Here is an 18,549-nt window from a genome sequence, read left to right on the forward strand (position 1 = left end):
TCCCGTTCGCATTGGATTTCTGGCAAGATGCGCCGCAGAGAAACTTTGCGGAGGCGATGCATGGCTGGAGGACGCAGGGGCCGCTGGGTCCGGCGCATCGGGTGGGGTGTCCTCGCCCTGGTGTTCGTCGTGGTGATGACAGCATGGTTCTTCCTGCGCGGCAGCCTCGCCCAGCTCGACGGCAAGCGCACCGCGCCCGGGCTGCATGGCAACGTGACCGTGCACCGCGACAGGCTGGGCATCCCGTCGATCGCCGGCGCCGACCGGCTCGACGTTTCCTATGCCACCGGCTTCGTGCATGCGCAGGACCGCTTCTTCCAGATGGACCTGCTGCGCCGCGTGGCGGCCGGCGAGCTGGCCGAACTGTTCGGCCCCAAGGCGCTGCCCACCGACCGCGAGCACCGGCTGCACCGGTTCCGTGCCCGCGCCGCGCAGGCCTATGCCCACCTCACGCCAGCCGACCGGCAACTGATCGAACGCTACGCGGCAGGCGTCAACGACGGCCTGCAGGCGCTGGGCACGCGGCCGTTCGAATACGGCCTGCTGGGGCAGGCGCCGCGCGCCTGGTCCGCCCACGACACGCTGCTGGTGATCTGGGCCATGTACCTCGACCTGCAGGGCGCCACGGCGCGGCGCGAAGTGTCGCGCGGCTGGATGCGCGAGCACGGCACGCCCGAACAGCTGGCATTCCTGCTGCCGCCGGCCTCGCGCTGGGATGCGCCGCTCGACGCCGGCGACATCGCGTTCGCGCCGGCGCCGGTACCGGCCACGCCGCCTTCGTGGTGGGGCCAGACCGGGCCGCGCGATGCGCTGCTGCTCACGTCCGCCGAAACGCTCGATGCGCCGGACAGCAATGTCGGTAGTAACAACTGGGCCGTGGCCGGCAGCCGCAGCGTGACCGGCGGCGCCATCGTCGCCGACGACATGCACCTGGGGATCAAGCTGCCCAACACCTGGTACCGCGCGCTCTTGCAAGTCCCCGACAGCAACGGCACCACGCGCCGCATCGTCGGCGTCACGCTGCCTGGCACGCCGTTCGTGGTGGCCGGCAGCAACGGCCACGTGGCCTGGGGCTTCACCAACGCTTATGGCGACTTCCTGGACCTGGTGCCGGCCACCGCCGATCCGGCGCGGCCCGGGCAGGTGCGGCTGGGCGGCAAGTGGGAAGCGCCCGTGGTGCACCGCGAAACGATCCTCGTGAAAGGCGCGCCGTCCGAGACGCTGGCGGTGCGTGACACCTCGCGCGGGCCGCTGTTCGACGCCGCCGGCCGCACTTACGCGCTGCACTGGATCGCCCACGAGAGCACGCTGCTCAATGTCGGCCTGCGGCGCATGGAAACCGCGACCACGCTCGACGAGGCGCTGGCGGTGGCCAACGCATCGGGCATGCCGGCGCAGAATTTCGTGGCCGGCGATGCGGCCGGCAATATCGGCTGGACCATCGCCGGCCCGCTGCCGCGCCGCGCGCAACCCGCGGCCGATGCCACCTTCCCGCTGGCCGACGGCGGCGCGGGCTGGCAGGGCTGGCTGCAGCCCGGCGAGTACCCGCGCATCGTCAATCCCGCGTCGGCGCAACTGGTGACCGCGAACAGCCGCCAGCTGGCCGGTCCCGGCGCCGGGCTGCTGGGCGACGGCGGCTTCGACCTGGGCGCCCGCACGCGCCAGGCGCGCGACGCGCTGGCGGCACTGGGCCCGAAGGTAGACGAGAAGGCCGTGTACGGCGTGATGCTGGACGACCGGGCGCTGTTCCAGGCGCCCTGGCGCGAGCGCGCGCTGGCGCTGCTGGACGATGCCGCCATCAAGGCCGACCCGAAACGGGCCGAGGCGGCGCGCCTGCTGCGCTCGGGCTGGACGGGGCGCGCCAGCGTGGATGCCAGCGGCTACCGGATCGCGCGCGGCTTCATGTGGAACCTGTATGAATTGCTGTACGGCGGCGCCAACAGGCAGATGGCCGGTTGGGGCGGCAATGCCGCGCTGGCCGGCAAGCGCTGGCCCGACGTCATCGCACGCCTGCTCGACGAGCAGCCGGCCGCATGGCTGCCGCGGCAGTACGCCAGCTGGCGCGACCTGCAGCTGGCGGCGCTGGACCGCACCATCGGCGACCTGGCGGCGGACGGCAAGCCGCTGGCCGCCGCCACGTGGGGCGCCTTCAACACGGCCGCGATCGCGCACCCGATCGCCGGCGCCGTGCCGGCGCTGCGCAAATGGCTGAGCGTGCCGGCCGACCAGCAGGCGGGCGATGCCAACATGCCGCGCGTGGCCGGGCCCACGTTCGGCCAGTCGGAGCGGTTCACCGTTTCGCCGGGCAAGGAGGAGGGCGGCATCTTCAACATGCCGGGCGGGCAGAGCGGCCATCCGCTGTCGCCGTATTTCCTGGCCGGCCACGCCGACTGGGTGCAGGGCCGCGCCACGCCGCTGCTGCCGGGGCCGGTGGAGCACACGTTAGCTTTCTCGCCGTGATACGGCGGTTTATTCGGTGCATAATGTGGCAGCGCAATTAACACCGAAGAGGGCGTGCATGATCAACGATTTCGCTGCGGCGGCGCAGGCCACGATGGCCTACCTGCGCCGCCGGCTGGGCTTGCAGTTGTGGATGGTGACACGGACCGAGGGAGACGACTGGATCGTTCTATATACCGACGAGGCTGCGGAGGAGGCCGGCACTGCCGGTGCCCGGTACGGCATCGAGCCGGGCCGCACGTTCCCCTGGACCGATACTTTCTGTTCGCGCATGGTGCTGGGCCACGGCCCGGGCATCGCGCCATCGACGCGCGAGGTGCCGGCCTATGCGCACGCGCCGCTGGCGGCGCAGATGCCGGCCGGCGCGTACGTCGGCGTGCCGCTCCGGCGGGCCGACGGCTCGCTGTTCGGCACCCTGTGCGGATTCGATCCGCAGCCGCAGCCGGACACGATCGGCAAGGAAATCGACACGGTGACCTTGATGGGCGAGTTGCTGAGCAAGATCCTCGCCAGCGAGCTCGAGGCCGGCACCGCCGAGCGCCACGCCGACCGCGCCGATGCGGATACCACGCGCGATCCGCTGACGGGCCTGATCAACCGCCGCGGCTGGGACTTGCTGGTGCAGCGCGAGGAAGAACGCTGCAGCCGCTATGGCCACTCGGCCTGCGTGGTCTCGCTCGACCTCGACGACGTACGGTTCATCAACGATACGCAGGGCAGGGCCGCCGGCGATGCCTTGCTGGTCCGCACCGCGCAGGCGCTGGAAAGCGTGACGCGCGGCACCGACACGGTGGCCCGGCTGGGCGGCGATGAATTCGCCATGCTGATGGTCGAATGCGATTACTTCGATGCGCAGGCGCTGCTGCTGCGGGTGCAGGAAGCGCTGGCCGCGGCCGACGTGCGGGCCGCGCTGGGCATGGCCTTGCGCAAGCCGGGCTACGACCTGGAAGAAACGTTCGCGATGGCCGATGCGGAAATGAGCCGTGCCAAGCGCAGCCGGAAGGTGCTGAACTGAGCATTGGGGCTCCAGGCGTTCTCGCAGGCCCTTGGCCGTTTTATCTACCCCAAGTGCGAACTGCTGGGGTCAGGAGGGAATGCTGGCCTGCATGCCAGCACCGTTGCGCAGGCGCGAAGCATGCTTCGCGAAACCCCTGCTTCACCCCGGCGGGGCGTAGTCGGGGTTTCAAAGAGCATCGCTCCTTGCCGACGTAGCGATACTGGCTTGCAAGCCAGTATTCCTCCCTGACCCCGGATTCTGCAGTTGGGGTGGCTCAACTTTAAAGCGTTGGCGTCGGAGACCGGGTCGCAAGAAGCCTCCGGGTCGCGCCCATCCTCAACCCGCATGCCGCGCGACAGCGCCAGTGGCTTGCCGTTCGCTCCCCTTCAAGCCGAACAGGGGCCGCAGCAGCGGCACGCGGCGCACGATCTCGAAGATTCCGAAACTGGCCGTGACGGTCAGCACCACCAGCACCAGGCTTTCGGTGGCGGGCGGCAGCGCCGCGCCGCGCAGCAGCCGGGCGAAACACACGATGAGCGTCTGGTGCATGATATAGACCGGGAACACGGCCTGCGCCAGGTATTGCAGCGCCGGGCCGTCGCCCGACAGGTGACGGCGCGCGAAGCCGCAAGCCGCCACGATCGCACACCACTGGCACGCCGCCCACACCGTGCGCGCGGCGGCCGGCCATGCCTGCACCGTTTCGGGCTGCCAGAGATAGGCCACCAGGGCCGCCCAGCAAGCCAGCGCGATGCCGAGCGCCGCGAAGCGCAGCCGTTCCAGCTCGCGCCAGAACGCCGCCTGCCCCGAGAGTACCGCCCCGGCCAGGAACAGCGGCAGGTAGGTTGCGTGGTTGAACCAGTCGTCGACCAGCGCATGGGTCTCCTCGAAATGGGGCTTGAGCAGGATGCGCACCAGCGCCAGCAGTGCCACCGGCAAGGCTAGCGCCTTCCAGCCGGACAGCATCGCGCCCAGCCGCCTGCCCGCGCGGTCGAGCGCGCCGTGGCCGGCCATGGAGGCCAGCGCCGCCAGTACCAGCGTGTAGACCCACACGTAGGGCAGGTACCACAGGTGGTTCCAGGTCGGCAGCGTGAGGCAGTCGCCATCCTTGCAGAAGCCGCCGTAGGCTTGCAGGTACAGCGCCATGAAGTCGCCGTAGCTGCCGGCATACCGCACCTTTTCGACCACCTCGAAATACGGCTGCGGCGGCACGATCACCAGCATGCCGAACAGCAGCGGCACCAGCAGCCGCGCGCTGCGCTCGCGCACGAAGGTGGCCAGCGCGCCGCTTGCCGCCTCGGCCGCCGGCCCTTGCCGGGCCACGCGCTTCTTCAGCAGGAAGCCGGAGGCCACGCCGGAGACCAGGAACAGCAGCGACATCCGCCACGGCGACGACAGCAGCATCAGCGGCTCGATCGCGCCACCCGCGTGGGGACTCTTCACGTGCCAGTCCCAGCTCACGTAGTACATGCCGGTGTGGTACAGGATCAGCAGGAAGAAGGCGAGGATGCGCAGCCAGTCGAGGAAGTGCAGGCGGGTGTCGTCGTGCGCGGTGCTGTTGTGCATGGTGCGGTCCAGTGGCGATGGGATGACGACAGCTTAGGCCGCCGGCTCCGCGCGGGCCAGCGAAATGGGGCGACATGGAGGCGGTCGTGGTGAGGCGGGGGCTCGGCAGCCTAGGGCAGTGCAGCAAGCGCGGCGAGCAGGGTGGGGCGGTATTGCCGGCTCAGCGGCACGGTGCCGCCGTCCTTGAGCATGACCTGGCCGTCGCCCTTGTCGTTGGCGACGAGGCGGTCGATCCAGGGCAGGTGGACGGCGGCGCGGCGGTGGCAGCGGATGAAGGCGGGGCCCAGCGTATCGAGCAGGCCGGCCAGCGTCTGCCGCAGCAGCGGCGCGGCGGCGCCGTCGTGCAGCGCCACGTAGTTGTCGGCCGTCTCCAGCCAGCGGATGTCGGCAACGCGCACGATCCGCGTGACGCCCCGCTCGGTGACCAGCAGCTGGCGTGGCGGCAGGCCGGCCAGCGGTACGTGGCGGCTGCCGGCCGGGCGTGCATCGAGCCGCTCCCTCAGCCTCTCCCCAAGCCGCTCCCTCAGCCGCGCCAGCGCGCGTGCCAGCCGGGCCGGGTCGCAGGGCTTGAGCAGGTAGTCGACCGCGCTCGCGTCGAAGGCGCGCAGCGCGTAGTCGTCGTAGGCCGTCACGAACACCACCAGCGGCGCCGGGGCGGGCAGCGAGGCGGCGACGTCCAGGCCGCCGATGCCGGGCATCTGGATGTCGAGCAGCAGCGCATCGGGCTGGAATGTCGCCACCTTCGCCAGCGCTTCCAGGCCGTCGCGGGCCTCGTCGACCGCTTCGATGCCGTCCTGACCGGCCAGCAGGCGGCGCAGCCGGTCGCGGGCGGGGCGTTCGTCGTCGACGATCAGGATGCGCATGGCGCCTCCACGCAAGGCAGCACGAGTTCGGCGCGCACGCCGGCCGGCGCCAGCGGCACCAGGATGAGCGTGGCGGCGTCGCCATGCAGGGCGGCCAGCCGGGCGCGCAGGTTGGCCAGCGCGCTGCCGGTGCCACCGGCGGCGGGTGTGGCGTCCAGCGTGCCGGCGTCGTCCTCGATGGCCAGCAGCAGGCGGTCGCCGTCGCGCCGGCCGCTGATGGTAACGTGCACAGGGAGTGCACGGCGCTCGACGGTATGGCAGAACACGTTCTCCAGCAGCGGCTGCAGGCTCATGGAGGGGACCGCCAGGTGGCCGATGCCGTCGCCGACCTGCCAGGCGATCGTCACCCGGTCGGCGAAGCGTTCGGCCATCAGCTCGGCGTAGCCGCGCAGCAGGCGCAGCTCGGCGTCCAGCGGCACCTGCCGCGCCTCGGTCGACAGCGCGGCGCGCAGCAGTTCCGACAGCCGCACCAGCAGCGCATCGGCGCGCTCGACATCCTCGTGCATTACGGCGGCGATGGTGTTCAGCGCGTTGAACAGGAAGTGCGGCTGCATCTGCTGCGTCAGCTGGTGCAGCCGGGCTTCGCGCAGCTGCGCGGCGATGCGTTCCGCGCGCAACCGCTCGCCCTGCATCACCTGCCACGACAGCACGCCGAACGTGACGACCACGAAGATGGCGAAGAAGATCGTGATCTTCACGTTCTCATACAGGAACACGCGCGGCCACGAGGCATGCGGGTAGATGTCGCCCATCATCCCGTAGACGGCATGGCGGATACCGAACGCGATAGGGACGAACGCCGTCCAGTAGAGCAGGAGCCAGGGCGCCTGGCGGGGAAACCAGGCGCGCGGGCGCACCACCAGGCCGTCGTCCCGGCGCGTGAAATGGCGCTGTACCAGCAGCAGCACGGTGGCGGTGGCGGCCGACGAGCCTTCCCACAGCAGCGGGCGCCAGAGCGGGCCATCGTCGCTGCGCAGGAAATCCTGCACCGCCGTGACCATCATCAGGATCCAGAACAGGAGCCAGGCCGCGCCGATGACGAGGCGCAGGCGGCGGCGCAGGCGGGCGTCGTCCATCAGTGCCCTGTCGTCCATCATGCGTTGTCCATCATTGCTTGTGCCGCGCTTCGACGAGGTCGATCTCGCGCACCAGCTTGCGCGAGATCTCGTCGGAAATGTGCTCGTGGCGCGCCAGGCTGAAGATGGTGCGGCGCTCGGCCTGCAGCGCGGCCAGGCGCAGCACGCGTTCGGCGCCGGCGAGCTTGCGGTAGCGCGCCACGTCCTCGTCGTCGATCGCGGCAGTGCTGTCGAGGCGGTGCTGGTACAGCGCGATCACGCGCGCCGCCGCTTCCGGATACATGTCGGCGTCGAGGCCACCCTGCAGCTGTTCCATCTGGGCCCGCTCGACGGCGGCGATGGCGGCGCTGGCGGCTTCGCGCCGCGCCAGGTCTTCTTCCTGCCGCTCGGCCGGCTCCTCGGGGAATTCCATGCCGGCCAGCAGCCGGGGCAGCGCCACGCTGGCCAGCACCAGCGAGATGAGGATCACGGTGGAGGCCAGGAAGATCGTCAGGTCGCGGGCGGGGAAGGGCGCGCCGGAGGGCAGGGCCAGCGGCAGCGTCATCACGCCGGCCAGCGTGATCGCGCCCCTTACGCCGGCCAGCGAGGTGGCCAGCAGCAACCGCAGCGGCGGCCGCGCCGGTTCCTCGCCGCGCAGGCTCTTGCGGTACAGCGTGACGCGCAGCGTGGTCCAGACCCAGATGAAGCGCAGCGCGAGCAGGCCGAACGAGATCGCGAACGCATACAGCACCAGCCACCACGGGTTCAGGTGGCCGCTCTGGTCCAGCGACACGCGGGCGCCGTGCAGGATGTCCGGCAGCTGTTCGCCCAGCAGCACGAACATCACGCCGTTCAGCGCGAACTGCACGGTGTCCCAGACGGCCGAGCGCTGGATGCGGGTGGCCGCCATCACCTGGCCGGACAGTTCCACGTAGCTCATCGTGACGCCGGCCGAGACGGCGGCCAGGATGCCGGAGGCATGGGCATGTTCGGCGGCCAGGTAGGCACCGAACGGGATCAGCAGGTTGACCAGGATGGGCGATCCCGCCGGCTCGCCGAATTGCCGGAACAGCCAGCGCTGCGCCCACGTGACGAGCAGCGTGACGCCGACACCGGCCGCGATGCCGCCCGCCACCAGCCAGACGAAGGTCATCGATGCCTGCGTCAGCGAGAACGTGCCCGTCATCGCGGCGGCCACGGCGAAGCGGAAGCATACCAGGCCGCTCGCATCGTTGAGCAGCGATTCGCCTTCGAGGATGTGCATCAGCCGCTTCGGGATCGGCGCGCGCGAGGCGATCGAGCCGACGGCCACCGGATCGGTGGGCGACACGATGGCGGCCAGCGCGAAGGCGACCGGCAGCGGCATCGCCGGGATCAGCCAGTGGATCAGGAACCCGGCGCCCAGCACGGTGAAGATGACGAGGCCGAAGGCCAGTTCGAGGATGATGCCCTTGTCGCGGAACAGGCCGCTCTTGGGAATGCGCCAGCCATCCAGGAACAGCAGCGGCGGCAGGAACAGCAGGAAGAACAGGCCGGGATCGAGTTGCACGCCATGGCCCGTATAGCCGGCGATGGCGGCGCCCAGGCCGATCTGCACGAGCGGCAGGGGCAGGGCCACCGGCAATACCCGGACCAGGTAGGCGCTGGCCACCACGGCCAGCAGCATGGCCAGTACGATTTCGATCGAATCCATTGTTGCGACTTGCTCCCCGTTGCCCTTGACCGCAAGGTTGTTAATTAGTGAACCAGTGCAATTATAGGAGGATGAGGCGCGGCGGGCGGGGCAAAGGAGGATCCCCGCGGTGGGGGCGCCGGATCGCGGCCCAAAAAAAACCCGCGGCAGGGTCCGCGGGCCAACAGGAGGGAAGGGTGCTCAGGCGCGTGGCATGGTGGCTCAGGTGCGTGGCCGGGGACGGCGGGGCAGGCGGCGGCCGATCGCCATCGCGACCATGCCGGTGCCGAGCAGGGCCAGCGAGGCCGGTTCCGGCACTTCCTGCTGCAGCGCGCTGACCAGCGTGTTGTGCTGCACCGTGATCTGGTAGTCGCGGTCCGCCAGCAGTTTCTGCGAGGTCTCTTGCAGGTGCTTCGTGCCTTCGGGGAGCGTGTACAGTGACGTGCCGTTGTTGCCATGGGTGCGGCTGACCGTCGCCATGCCGTTGATCTCCTGGGGCGCGTAGTGGAACACCAGCGCATTGGTCTTCAGGTCGACGATGTTCACGCTCCAGGAAATGCGGGCGTTGGCGGTTGTGACGGGCCGTCCTTCGGGCGACGCATACGCCATCGCGAACGCGGTGGCGTCGAACGAGAAGGTCATCGTATCGTTGCTGTTGAGCCGGAACAGCATCGTGTTCGAACTGCCGACCGACGAGTTGCTGTTGGCGAACTGCATGTTCTGGGAAGTGGCCACGTCGGCCCGCGTCTGCGATCGGGCGCCGGTGGCCGCGCCATTCACCAGGATGGCGGAGCCGATGAAATTCTGGTCCGCGTAGCCGAAGTTGCCCAGCATCGGCTTGACCGCATGAAATGGCGTGAAATTGTTCTCGCCGAAGGCCGGGCAGGGGGTGCCCACGCACTGGTGCGCCACGTCGGGCCGGGGGCCGATGGCCGACTTGCTGACCAGTGTATTGTTCAGCGAAGCCGTGGCGTGCGCATCGTTGACGCCGACCAGTTTGATGAAGTCCGCGTTCTGGTACTGGGCGCCGCCGCTCTTCAGGATCCTGAAGTTGTTGATGTCCAGGATGGCCGAGGCGAATGTGCCGGCGCTGGCCGGTGCCATGCCGAACGTGGCGGCCGCGGCTGCCACGAGAAGCGTCATGTTGCGTCGGATCGTGTTGGGTCGAGTCATTTTTTGCCCCTAGGGTTGGTTGCGTGACCCGGTGCAGACCGGGTTGGCTATCCACGGAGCATTATTGGTGCCAGAGAAATTTGTGTTGCAACTTCAATGGGTTGGCGATGTCGCGGCCGCTTCCCTGGCGAAAGTGCAAAGAATGCCGACGGTGGCTGGCCTGGTTCGCGGGCGATCGGTCCGGGAGTGACGAGCCGGCGATGGCTGCGGGACACGGCTGCGCCTTTGCAATTGACTCTGGTAATGATCAAAACGTTCTGGCATAATCATGCCTCTTCTGCGGGAGTAGCTCAGTTGGTAGAGCGCAACCTTGCCAAGGTTGAGGTCGAGAGTTCGAGACTCTTCTCCCGCTCCAGGATTCAGACGGCAGCCTTCGGGCTGCCGTTTTCGTTGTTTTTTCTGTTTTCCTTTCCCCGCCGTTTTCCAATCCCCGCCGTGGTTCAGCGGGCGGAATGCCTCATCGCGCGGCCGGTTGCAATACTGTTGTTTCTCGGCACTATTCTGCATTGTCTTAATGTACAGGAACGGTGGTGCGCGCAATTTTCTCGCCTATACTGCCTCCCATCGACGCCGCATCGCGGCCAGCCTTGACACCGGGGATTTACAGATGAAAAGCGTACAGCAGGAAATCGACGAACGCACCAACCTCACCAACACGAACAAATTCGAACTGCTGCTGTTCCGCCTCGGTGGCGACGAAAATGGCGACCGTTCGGAGCTGTATGGCATCAACGTGTTCAAGATCCGCGAAATCGTCGCGATGCCGCCCGTGACGGCGGTGGCCGGCGCGCAGCCGCACATGCTGGGCGTGGTGAACCTGCGCGGCCAGATCATTCCCGTGATGGACTTGCCGGCGATCGTCGGCGTCAAGCCGAAGACGGGCCTGAACATCATGCTGGTGACGGAATTCGCCCGCACCACGCAGGCCTTCGCCGTCGAATCGGTGGATGAAATCGTGCGCCTGGACTGGAGCCAGGTGCTGACCGCGGAAGGCAGCAACGCGACCGGCATGGTGACGTCGATCGCCCGCCTCGATGGCGATACCAGCGGCACGCGCCTGGCCCAGGTGCTGGACGTGGAAACCATCCTGCGCCGCATGGTGCCCGCCGAAGGCAAGGAAGTGGATCCGGAATCGATTCCCACCATCGCGCTGAAGCAGGGCGCCTTCATCCTGGCCGCCGACGATTCCGTCGTGGCCCGCAACCTGATCGAGCAGGGCTTGCAGGCCATGCACGCGCCGTTCGTGATGACGAAGTCCGGCAAGGAAGCCTGGGACAAGCTGAACAGCATCGCCGTGGGCTGCAAGGCCGAAGGCATCGACGTTGCCGATCGCGTGGCCCTGGTGCTGACCGACCTGGAAATGCCGGAAATGGATGGCTTCACGCTGACCCGCAAGATCAAGCAGGACCCGCGCTTCTCGAAGATCCCGGTAGTGATCCACTCTTCGCTGTCCGGCAAGACCAACGAAGACCACGTCAAGGGCGTGGGCGCCGATGCCTACGTGGCCAAGTTCGTGGCCGAGGACCTGGCGACCACCATCAAGAGCGTACTGCACAAGAAGGACGCGTAAGACGGCATGCCGCGCGCCGATCCGGCGCAGCGCACGAAACCGGGCCGAGGCCCGGTTTTTTTATTGCCTGCCGCATCCCGAGCCCTCGCGCTACTGGAATGCAGCCACGCATTTTGTGCTGGGAATTACTTCCTGGACCGCTGCAAGCATGCCAGCCAGGCCGACGGCAAACAGGGCGCTGTGCCGCCAGATGCGCCAGCGCCCGAGCAAGGGCCTGAAACACCCCACGCGGCGCCCGGCGGCGTACGCTCGACGCCCCAGAGCACCCTGCTGCCGGCCGCGGTAGCAGCTGCTGGCAAATTTGCCGCGAATTCGTCGCCATGGATGTATTCAAACTACATCACAATAGACGAATTCGATTGACTCTCCCCCACGTTTACACAAGAATCCGTTTACCCCAGATACAAGATCCACAACACGGACTACACGGGGTATGTAGTCAGACTACTTATCTGCAACGTGCCCCGGCACGACGGGTGCGGGCAGGTCTGATCAAACCTTGGAGGAGATACCAATGAAGAAACGCATCGTCACGGCCGCGCTCGCGGCCGGCATGTTCGCGGCCCTGCCGCACGCCCAGGCTGCCACGCCAGCCCAGCAGGCCGGTGGCAGCAAGGCCATCATGCTGCAGGGCTTCCACTGGAATTCGTCCGGCCATACCCGGCCGGACTGGTACAACACGCTGTTCGACCGCGTCGACGACGTGGCCGCGCTGGGCATCACCCATGTGTGGTTCCCGCCGTCTTCCGATTCGGCCGCCCGCGAGGGTTATTTGCCGCGCCAGCTCAACTCGCTCACGTCCGCCTACGGCAGCCAGGCCGAATTGACGAACGTCGTGGCGGCCTTCAAGGCCCGCGGCGTCCAGTCGATCGCCGACATCGTCGTCAACCACCGGGTGGGCACCACGAGCTGGGCCGACTTCACCAATCCGACATGGAGCAAGGCCGCCGTGGTCAATGGCGACGAATGCAATTGCGGCCAGGGTAGCGGCGATACGGGCGACGGATTTTCGGCCGGGCGCGATCTCGACCACACGAACACGGGAGAAGTCCAGAACGGCATCGTCACCTGGCTGAACGGCACGATCAAGCCGGCCGGCTTCACCGGCCTGCGGTTCGACTACGTCAAGGGTTTCAGCGCCGCGTACGCCGGCAAGTATTCGAACGCGTTCGCGCCGGACTTCTGCGTGGGCGAGCTGTGGGGCGATTTCAATCCGAACGACATGAACGCGCACCGGCAAGCCATCATGAACTGGATCGACGGCACCGGCCAGTCGTGCGGCGCATTCGACTTCACCACCAAGGCGATCCTGAACGACGCCCTGGCCAACGGCAATTACTGGCGCCTGAAGGACAGCAGCGGCAAGCCGCAGGGCGCGCTGGGCTGGTGGCCGGCCATGTCGGTCACCTTCGTCGACAACCACGACACCGGTCCGTCCGAAAGCTGCGGCACGGGCCAGAACCATTGGCCGGTCCCCTGCGGCAGCGTGATGGAAGGCTATGCCTACATCCTGTCCCATCCGGGCATTCCGACCGTGTATTACCCGCACGTCTACGACTGGAATTTGCGGACGCCGATTGCCGCGCTGATCAACGCGCGCAAGGCGGCCGGTGTGCACTCCACCTCCGCCGTGGCGATCCAGCAGGCCACACAGGGGCTGTATGCGGCGATCGTTACCGGGAGTTCACGCCAGCTGGCCATGAAGATCGGGCCGAACAGCTGGAGCCCGGGCAGCGGTTGGACCTTGCAGGCATCGGGGAATAATTACGCCGTCTGGATGAAATAAGGTTTTTCGTCTCGCGCCGTCCGCGCCTGTTTGCTTGAGGATCCGGCGAACGACGCGGGCGCAGCACCCCGCGACACGCTGGCCGCGTGCGCAGCCGCTGGCGAATCCGGCTTGAACTGGTCGAATGAATTGGTGACCGTCACCGTTCCCTGGCCACTGTTTTTTCGGTGCTATGATTGACTTTCCATTAACTGGTGTCCAGTAGGAGGCAAGCATGGCAGCAAAATCCATTCTGTTCCTGACCGGCGATTTCGCCGAAGACTACGAAACCATGGTGCCGTTCCAGGCGCTGCAGGCGGTGGGGCATACGGTGCACGCGGTGTGTCCCGGCAAGAAGGCCGGCGACAAGATCAAGACGGCGATCCATGATTTCGAGGGCGACCAGACCTACACGGAAAAGCCGGGCCACCAGTTCGCGCTGAACGCGGCGTTCGACGAGGTGGACGTGGCGAACTACGATGCGCTGGCGATCGCCGGCGGCCGCGCGCCGGAATACCTGCGCCTGAATCCCCGCGTGATCGAGATCGTCAGGCAGTTCGCGGAAAGCGGCAAGCCCATCGCCGCGGTGTGCCATGGCGCGCAGTTGCTGGCGGCGGCGGATGTCATCCGCGGCCACAAGATCAGCTGCTATCCCGCCTGCGCGCCCGAAGTGAAGCTGGCCGGCGCCGAATTCGCCGACATCGCCGTCGACGCCGCCGTCACCGACGGGCAGTTCATCACCGCGCCGGCATGGCCCGCGCATCCGCAATGGATCGCGCAATTCCTGCGCAAGCTGGGCACGGAAATCAAGCTCTGAGCCGCCCGCGCCCTGACCCGCCCGCGGCGCACGGCAGCGGGCGTCAAAACCGCCGCTACAGCTGCGGCGCGTGCCAGCGCAGGTGGTCTTCGATGAACGTGGCGATGAAGTAGTACCCGTGGTCGTAGCCGGCATGCCGGCGCAGCGTCAGCGGCTGGCTGGCCGCCGCGCAGGCCGTTTCAAACAGTTCGGGTTTCAGCTGCTCGTGCAGGAACTTGTCGCCCAGCCCCTGGTCGATGAGGATCCCGTTCGGAAACGGTGTGCAGCGGTGCGCCATCAGCACCGTGGCATCGTGTTCGGCCCACGTGAATTCGTCGGTGCCCAGGTAGCCCGTGAACGCCTTGCGGCCCCACGGGCACTGGCTCGGCGCGGCGATCGGCGCGAATGCCGACACCGACTTGAACAGCTCCGGCCGGCGCAGCGCCAGCGTCAGCGCGCCGTGGCCGCCCATCGAATGGCCGAAGATGCCGATCCGGCCGCCGTCGACCGGCAACTCGCGTACCACCAGTTCGCGCAGCTCGTGGATATAGCTCTCCATCCGGTAGTGCGTGGCCCAGGGCTGCTGCGTGGCGTCGAGATAGAAGCCGGCGCCCGCGCCGAAATCCCATGCATCCGTTTCACCGGGCACATTGGCGCCGCGCGGGCTGGTATCCGGCGCCACCAGCACCAGGCCCAGTTCGGCCGCCACGCGCTGGGCGCCGGCCTTGATGGCGAACGTCTCCTCGGTGCACGTCAGCCCCGCCAGGTAGAACAGCGCCGGCAGTTTCGCGTCGCCGGCGTGCGGCGGGATGAAGACGGAAAAGCGCATCGGCAGCCCGGTCGCCTGCGCGTCGTGCTTGTAGAAACGCTGCACGCCGCCGTGGCAGGCGTGTTCGCTGACCAGTTCGAGCATGGTGATCCCCTTGGCATATCGATAAGTGTCCGCATTGTACTGCACACCGCGCAGCTCGCCCCGAGGGGTGCGACGTCACGGCCGATCTTGCTATATAGTCATCTAACGGATGAGTTTTTCTTGCATCACCGGTCATCATGAACTACATTTGCGCAAATGTAGTTTCTGCCGATCCTGCCCGGCCCAAGTATTCAACAACAGGAGGAACCCTATGCCAGATTTCCTGGTAATCTCGGCCGATCTCGCGTGGCCGCTCGCTGTACTGCTCGCCTGGCTTGCCGGCGAATTCATTCACCGCTGGACCCGCCTTCCCCGTATCAGTGTGTATGGCCTGGTCGGCTTCTTGTGTGCCCAGGCATTCCCGGAGCTGTTCGCCACGGAATCGGGCAATCCCGTCATCGTCATGGCCAACGTCGCGTTCGGCCTCATCCTGTTCGAGCTGGGTTACCGGGTCAACCTGAACTGGCTGCGGGTCAACCCCTGGGTGGCGATCAGCGGCCTGGCCGAGACCTTCGCCACCTTCGCCGTGGTCTACCTGATCGCCAGCGCGTGGGGCGTGCCGTCGATGACGGCGCTGCTGCTCGCTTCGCTGGCGATGTCGACATCGCCGGCCGGCGTGCTGCGCGTCGTCAACGAGGCACGCAGCTCCGGGCAGGTCACCGAGCGCGTGCTGCACCTGGTGGCGCTGAACTGCGTGCTGGCCGTGCTCACGTTCAAGGTCATCGTCGGCTTCTGGGTGTTCGAGACCTCCGGCAGCCTGACCCAGGCGATTTCGCTGAGCGCGATCGAACTGGTCTCGTCGGCGCTGCTGGGCGCGGTGTGCGGCATGCTGGTACCGGCCGTGCTGCGTCACCTGGGTAACCTCGCGCGCGAAGGCACGCTGGCATTCGCGCTGGTAGTCGTGATCCTCGTCGCGATCACGCATGCCACCGACCTGTCGCCCGTGCTGGCCACGCTGGCCTTCGGCCTGACGGCGCGCCACCGCCGCGTGGCCTTCACGCGCACGCAGCGCAATTTCGGCGCCATCGGCGAACTGCTGGCGATCCTGCTGTTCGTGTTCGCCGTGTCCACGCTGTCGTGGGATAACGTGGTCAATGGCGGCATGCTTGCCTTCGTGCTGCTGCTGGCCCGCTTCGTCGTGAAGACGGCCGGCGTGGCCGCGTTCTCGCAGCTGTCCGGCATCCCGTGGCGCAAGGGGCTGGCCACCGGCATGGCGCTGGCGCCGATGTCCGTGTTCGTGGTGCTGCTGCTCGAACAGACAAAGAATTCCGGGGTCGTGCTGGTCGACGAGCTGGCGGCCGTGGCGGCGATGACCGTGTTCATGGAAGTGCTCGGTCCCATCATCACCCAGCGTGCCCTGATCTGGGCCCGCGAAACGTCGAAGGAGGTATAAGCGATGGCACTGGAACCGTTCAAGGAATCGACGCCGTTGACGATGGGCGTGGAACTGGAGCTGCAGCTGGTCAGTTTTTCGGATTACGACCTCACCGCGTCGAGCCCGGACCTGCTGCACCTGCTGGCGCAAAAGCCGTTCCCCGGCCACGTGACGCCGGAGATCACGGAAAGCATGATCGAGATTAACAGCGACGTGCACACCCGCCACAGCGAGCTGCTGGCCCAGCTGCACGAGGTGCGCGATACGCTGGTGGACGCGGCCGAGCGGCTCAACATCGGCATCTGCGGCGGCGGCACGCACCCGTTCCAGAAGTGGGTGGACCGCCGCATCTTCGAGAAACCCCGCTTCAAGGAAGTGTCGTCGCTGTACGGCTACCTGGCCAAGCAGTTCACCGTGTTCGGCCAGCACGTGCACATCGGCACCGGCAATGGCGACAACGCGCTGTTCCTGCTGCACTCGCTGTCGCGCTACCTGCCGCACTTCATCGCGCTGTCGGCCTCGTCGCCGTTCGTGCAGGGTGGCGACACGCTGTTCAACTCGGCGCGGCTGAATTCCGTGTTCGCCTTCCCGATGAGCGGCCGCGCGCCGTTCACGCTGTCCTGGGACGATTTCGCCAACGGCTACTTCGCCAAGATGGAGCACACGGGCGTCATCAAGAGCATGAAGGACTTCTACTGGGACCTGCGGCCCAAGCCCGAATACGGCACGATCGAGCTGCGCGTGTGCGACACGCCGCTGACGGTGGAACGGGCCGCGGCGCTGGCCTCGTACCTGCAGGCGCTGTGCGCCTACCTGCTGGACCGCAAGGAAGAAGCGCCGGCCGAAGACGATTACCTGGTCTACAACTACAACCGCTTCCAGGCCTGCCGCTTCGGGCTCGACGGCACCATCGTGCACCCGAAGACCTACGAGAGCCTGTCGCTGCGCGAGGATATCCTCACCACGTTGCGGCGCATGGACCCGTATGCCGAGAAGCTGGGCGGCGGCGCCGCGCTGAACCACCTGATGCAGGTGACGCACATGGGCAGCGATGCGCAATACCTGCGCGACCAGTTCGCCGCCAGCGGCAGCGTGGAAGGCATCGTGGATGCCGCCGTGCAGCGTTTCCGCGGCCGGCGCTGACGGTGGCCGGGCTTGGTGTCGGACACTGGTGTTGAAACAGGAGCCGGACCCTTCTGCCGCTTGGATAAGCCCACCCAAGTGCAAACTCCGGGGTCAGACCCGGCGGGTCTGACCCCAGCCCTTCGCCGTTGGGGTGAATGCATGCGCTTTCAATGCGTTGGGTGACACTTGACTTAACGTCCCCATCTGTTTGGCTTCCGTCCCTAACTGTTTGAAAAAGTGTCCGAGACCAGACCCTCGAGGGCACAGGTCAAAACCGCGTCTCCCGCGCCACGCGCAGGAAACTGTCGAGAATGCCCGTGCAGTCCAGCAGCTCCTGCCCGCCGGCGCGGTGGAATTCGGGGTGCCACTGCAGGCCCATCACGAACGGCGCCTTGCGGTAGCGGATCGCCTCGATCATCCCGTCCGGCACCGACACCGCTTCCACGTCCATGTCGCGCCCCAGCGTCTTGACGGCCTGGTGGTGGATCGAGTTCACCACGCCGCCCGCGGTTTCCCGGAACAGCTTGGCCAGCGAGGAGCCGGGCGGGAAGCTGATCTCGTGCCGGTGCCGGTCGTAGTCGTCGTGCACGTGGGGCATGGCGGTCGGCACGTCGGTGGCGATGTCCTGGTACAGCGTGCCGCCGAAGGCCACGTTGATCAGCTGGCAGCCGCGGCAGATGCCCAGCACGGGCTTGCCGGCTTCCACGAATTCATGCAGCAGTTCGAGCTCGTACATGTCGCGGGCGCGGTCGCCGCTCCATTCCGGGCGCGTCGGCGCTTCGGAATAGGTGTGCGGCGACACGTCGGCGCCGCCCTGCAGCACCAGGCCGTCGAGGTGCCGCGCGTAGTCGCGCAGCCGGATATTGGAGGGGTGCAGCAGGCCGCTGGTGTTCACGGTGGGGATCATGAACACCAGCACGTCGCGCGACATCACCCAGTGCGCGATCGACTCTTCCAGGTATTGCAGGTTCTTGCTGCGCAGCCCCGTGGCGCCCGCCTCGGGGTGGAAAATGCGCGCCGAGATGCCGATGCGCAGCGGCCGCTGCATCACGCGCCGCGTCAGCGCCGCGGCCAGCCGCTGGTAGCGGGCGCGGATCACACGGCCCCACAGGGTGAACACCGAATCGCCGGGGTCCAGGTAACGTGGCGAATCTTCCTTGCGGCGGCTGAACTCCCGGTCTGCCCCGCGCCGATCCTGCCGGCGCTCGTCTTCCATACG

Annotated in this window: 15 protein-coding genes and 1 tRNA gene; 9 read left to right on the forward strand and 7 right to left on the reverse strand. The window is 67.4% G+C overall.

Annotated elements, in window-relative coordinates:
- Nucleotides 1-60: 60 nt before the first annotated feature.
- Together EYF70_RS08980 and EYF70_RS08985 are read left to right on the forward strand one after the other, a co-directional pair.
- Nucleotides 61-2,460: a penicillin acylase family protein gene (locus EYF70_RS08980; protein WP_131145091.1), complete on the forward strand. Its 2,400-nt coding sequence runs from the start codon at nt 61-63 to the stop codon at nt 2,458-2,460.
- 58 nt (nt 2,461-2,518) lie between these two features.
- Nucleotides 2,519-3,475 (forward strand): GGDEF domain-containing protein, encoded by a 957-nt coding sequence (locus EYF70_RS08985; RefSeq protein WP_131145092.1) that lies wholly within the window; start codon nt 2,519-2,521, stop codon nt 3,473-3,475.
- Nucleotides 3,476-3,793: 318 nt separating this feature from the next.
- Here EYF70_RS08985 and EYF70_RS08990 read toward each other — a convergent pair whose 3' ends face one another.
- The 5 genes from EYF70_RS08990 to EYF70_RS09010 all read right to left on the reverse strand — a co-directional run bounded on the left by EYF70_RS08990 (nt 3,794) and on the right by EYF70_RS09010 (nt 9,786).
- The gene (locus tag EYF70_RS08990) at nt 3,794-5,023 is read right to left on the reverse strand and encodes an acyltransferase family protein (RefSeq protein WP_131145093.1); all 1,230 of its coding nucleotides are present in this window, start codon (nt 5,021-5,023) and stop codon (nt 3,794-3,796) included.
- Nucleotides 5,024-5,133: 110 nt separating this feature from the next.
- Nucleotides 5,134-5,886 carry a LytR/AlgR family response regulator transcription factor gene (locus EYF70_RS08995; protein ID WP_131145094.1) on the reverse strand — a complete coding sequence of 251 codons (753 nt, stop codon included), beginning with the start codon at nt 5,884-5,886 and terminating at the stop codon, nt 5,134-5,136.
- Entirely contained in the window at nt 5,874-6,983 is a 1,110-nt protein-coding gene (locus EYF70_RS09000) for a sensor histidine kinase (RefSeq protein ID WP_229420775.1), read from the reverse strand. Before EYF70_RS09000 ends, EYF70_RS08995 begins: the two co-directional genes overlap by 13 nt.
- 10 nt (nt 6,984-6,993) lie before the next feature.
- Complete coding sequence (locus tag EYF70_RS09005) at nt 6,994-8,634, reverse strand: Na+/H+ antiporter (protein ID WP_131145095.1); 1,641 nt, start codon at nt 8,632-8,634, stop codon at nt 6,994-6,996.
- Nucleotides 8,635-8,835: 201 nt separating this feature from the next.
- Nucleotides 8,836-9,786: a PEP-CTERM sorting domain-containing protein gene (locus EYF70_RS09010; protein ID WP_131145096.1), complete on the reverse strand. Its 951-nt coding sequence runs from the start codon at nt 9,784-9,786 to the stop codon at nt 8,836-8,838.
- 279 nt (nt 9,787-10,065) lie between these two features.
- Between EYF70_RS09010 and EYF70_RS09015 the strand changes: the two genes are divergently transcribed.
- The 5 genes from EYF70_RS09015 to EYF70_RS09035 all read left to right on the forward strand — a co-directional run bounded on the left by EYF70_RS09015 (nt 10,066) and on the right by EYF70_RS09035 (nt 13,938).
- Nucleotides 10,066-10,141 (forward strand) — tRNA-Gly (locus EYF70_RS09015).
- Nucleotides 10,142-10,393: 252 nt separating this feature from the next.
- Nucleotides 10,394-11,356 carry a chemotaxis protein gene (locus EYF70_RS09020; RefSeq protein ID WP_131145097.1) on the forward strand — a complete coding sequence of 321 codons (963 nt, stop codon included), beginning with the start codon at nt 10,394-10,396 and terminating at the stop codon, nt 11,354-11,356.
- Nucleotides 11,357-11,362: 6 nt separating this feature from the next.
- Nucleotides 11,363-11,719, forward strand: a complete 357-nt coding sequence (locus EYF70_RS09025) for a hypothetical protein (RefSeq protein ID WP_131145098.1) — start codon at nt 11,363-11,365, stop codon at nt 11,717-11,719.
- Nucleotides 11,720-11,870: 151 nt separating this feature from the next.
- Nucleotides 11,871-13,142 carry a glucan 1,4-alpha-maltotetraohydrolase domain-containing protein gene (locus EYF70_RS09030; RefSeq protein WP_131145099.1) on the forward strand — a complete coding sequence of 424 codons (1,272 nt, stop codon included), beginning with the start codon at nt 11,871-11,873 and terminating at the stop codon, nt 13,140-13,142.
- 214 nt (nt 13,143-13,356) lie between these two features.
- Entirely contained in the window at nt 13,357-13,938 is a 582-nt protein-coding gene (locus EYF70_RS09035; protein ID WP_131145100.1) for a DJ-1/PfpI family protein, read from the forward strand.
- A 55-nt stretch (nt 13,939-13,993) separates the two neighbouring features.
- Here the strand turns inward: EYF70_RS09035 and fghA are convergent, their stop codons facing one another.
- Nucleotides 13,994-14,830 carry an S-formylglutathione hydrolase gene (fghA, locus tag EYF70_RS09040; protein WP_131145101.1) on the reverse strand — a complete coding sequence of 279 codons (837 nt, stop codon included), beginning with the start codon at nt 14,828-14,830 and terminating at the stop codon, nt 13,994-13,996.
- Nucleotides 14,831-15,041: 211 nt separating this feature from the next.
- Here fghA and EYF70_RS09045 point away from each other — a divergent pair, with 211 nt between their 5' ends.
- Both EYF70_RS09045 and EYF70_RS09050 read left to right on the forward strand, forming a co-directional pair.
- A complete protein-coding gene (locus tag EYF70_RS09045) occupies nt 15,042-16,223 on the forward strand; it encodes a cation:proton antiporter (RefSeq protein ID WP_131145102.1) in 1,182 nt (393 codons plus the stop codon).
- Nucleotides 16,224-16,226: 3 nt separating this feature from the next.
- Nucleotides 16,227-17,348: a YbdK family carboxylate-amine ligase gene (locus EYF70_RS09050; protein WP_131145103.1), complete on the forward strand. Its 1,122-nt coding sequence runs from the start codon at nt 16,227-16,229 to the stop codon at nt 17,346-17,348.
- A 250-nt stretch (nt 17,349-17,598) separates the two neighbouring features.
- Here the strand turns inward: EYF70_RS09050 and EYF70_RS09055 are convergent, their stop codons facing one another.
- Nucleotides 17,599-18,546, reverse strand: a complete 948-nt coding sequence (locus EYF70_RS09055; RefSeq protein ID WP_131145104.1) for a gamma-glutamyl-gamma-aminobutyrate hydrolase family protein — start codon at nt 18,544-18,546, stop codon at nt 17,599-17,601.
- Nucleotides 18,547-18,549 lie beyond the last annotated feature (3 nt).

Source organism: Pseudoduganella albidiflava, assembly GCF_004322755.1.
Taxonomy (GTDB): domain Bacteria; phylum Pseudomonadota; class Gammaproteobacteria; order Burkholderiales; family Burkholderiaceae_D; genus Rugamonas; species Rugamonas albidiflava.

Coding starts and splice junctions, on each gene's coding strand:
- EYF70_RS08980 (WP_131145091.1), top strand. CDS start 61: ATGGCTGGAGGACGCAGGGGCCGCTGGGTCCGGCGCATCGGGTGGGGT.
- EYF70_RS08985 (WP_131145092.1), top strand. CDS start 2,519: ATGATCAACGATTTCGCTGCGGCGGCGCAGGCCACGATGGCCTACCTG.
- EYF70_RS08990 (WP_131145093.1), bottom strand. CDS start 5,023: ATGCACAACAGCACCGCGCACGACGACACCCGCCTGCACTTCCTCGAC.
- EYF70_RS08995 (WP_131145094.1), bottom strand. CDS start 5,886: ATGCGCATCCTGATCGTCGACGACGAACGCCCCGCCCGCGACCGGCTG.
- EYF70_RS09000 (WP_229420775.1), bottom strand. CDS start 6,983: ATGATGGACGACAGGGCACTGATGGACGACGCCCGCCTGCGCCGCCGC.
- EYF70_RS09005 (WP_131145095.1), bottom strand. CDS start 8,634: ATGGATTCGATCGAAATCGTACTGGCCATGCTGCTGGCCGTGGTGGCC.
- EYF70_RS09010 (WP_131145096.1), bottom strand. CDS start 9,786: ATGACTCGACCCAACACGATCCGACGCAACATGACGCTTCTCGTGGCA.
- EYF70_RS09020 (WP_131145097.1), top strand. CDS start 10,394: ATGAAAAGCGTACAGCAGGAAATCGACGAACGCACCAACCTCACCAAC.
- EYF70_RS09025 (WP_131145098.1), top strand. CDS start 11,363: ATGCCGCGCGCCGATCCGGCGCAGCGCACGAAACCGGGCCGAGGCCCG.
- EYF70_RS09030 (WP_131145099.1), top strand. CDS start 11,871: ATGAAGAAACGCATCGTCACGGCCGCGCTCGCGGCCGGCATGTTCGCG.
- EYF70_RS09035 (WP_131145100.1), top strand. CDS start 13,357: ATGGCAGCAAAATCCATTCTGTTCCTGACCGGCGATTTCGCCGAAGAC.
- fghA (WP_131145101.1), bottom strand. CDS start 14,830: ATGCTCGAACTGGTCAGCGAACACGCCTGCCACGGCGGCGTGCAGCGT.
- EYF70_RS09045 (WP_131145102.1), top strand. CDS start 15,042: ATGCCAGATTTCCTGGTAATCTCGGCCGATCTCGCGTGGCCGCTCGCT.
- EYF70_RS09050 (WP_131145103.1), top strand. CDS start 16,227: ATGGCACTGGAACCGTTCAAGGAATCGACGCCGTTGACGATGGGCGTG.
- EYF70_RS09055 (WP_131145104.1), bottom strand. CDS start 18,546: ATGGAAGACGAGCGCCGGCAGGATCGGCGCGGGGCAGACCGGGAGTTC.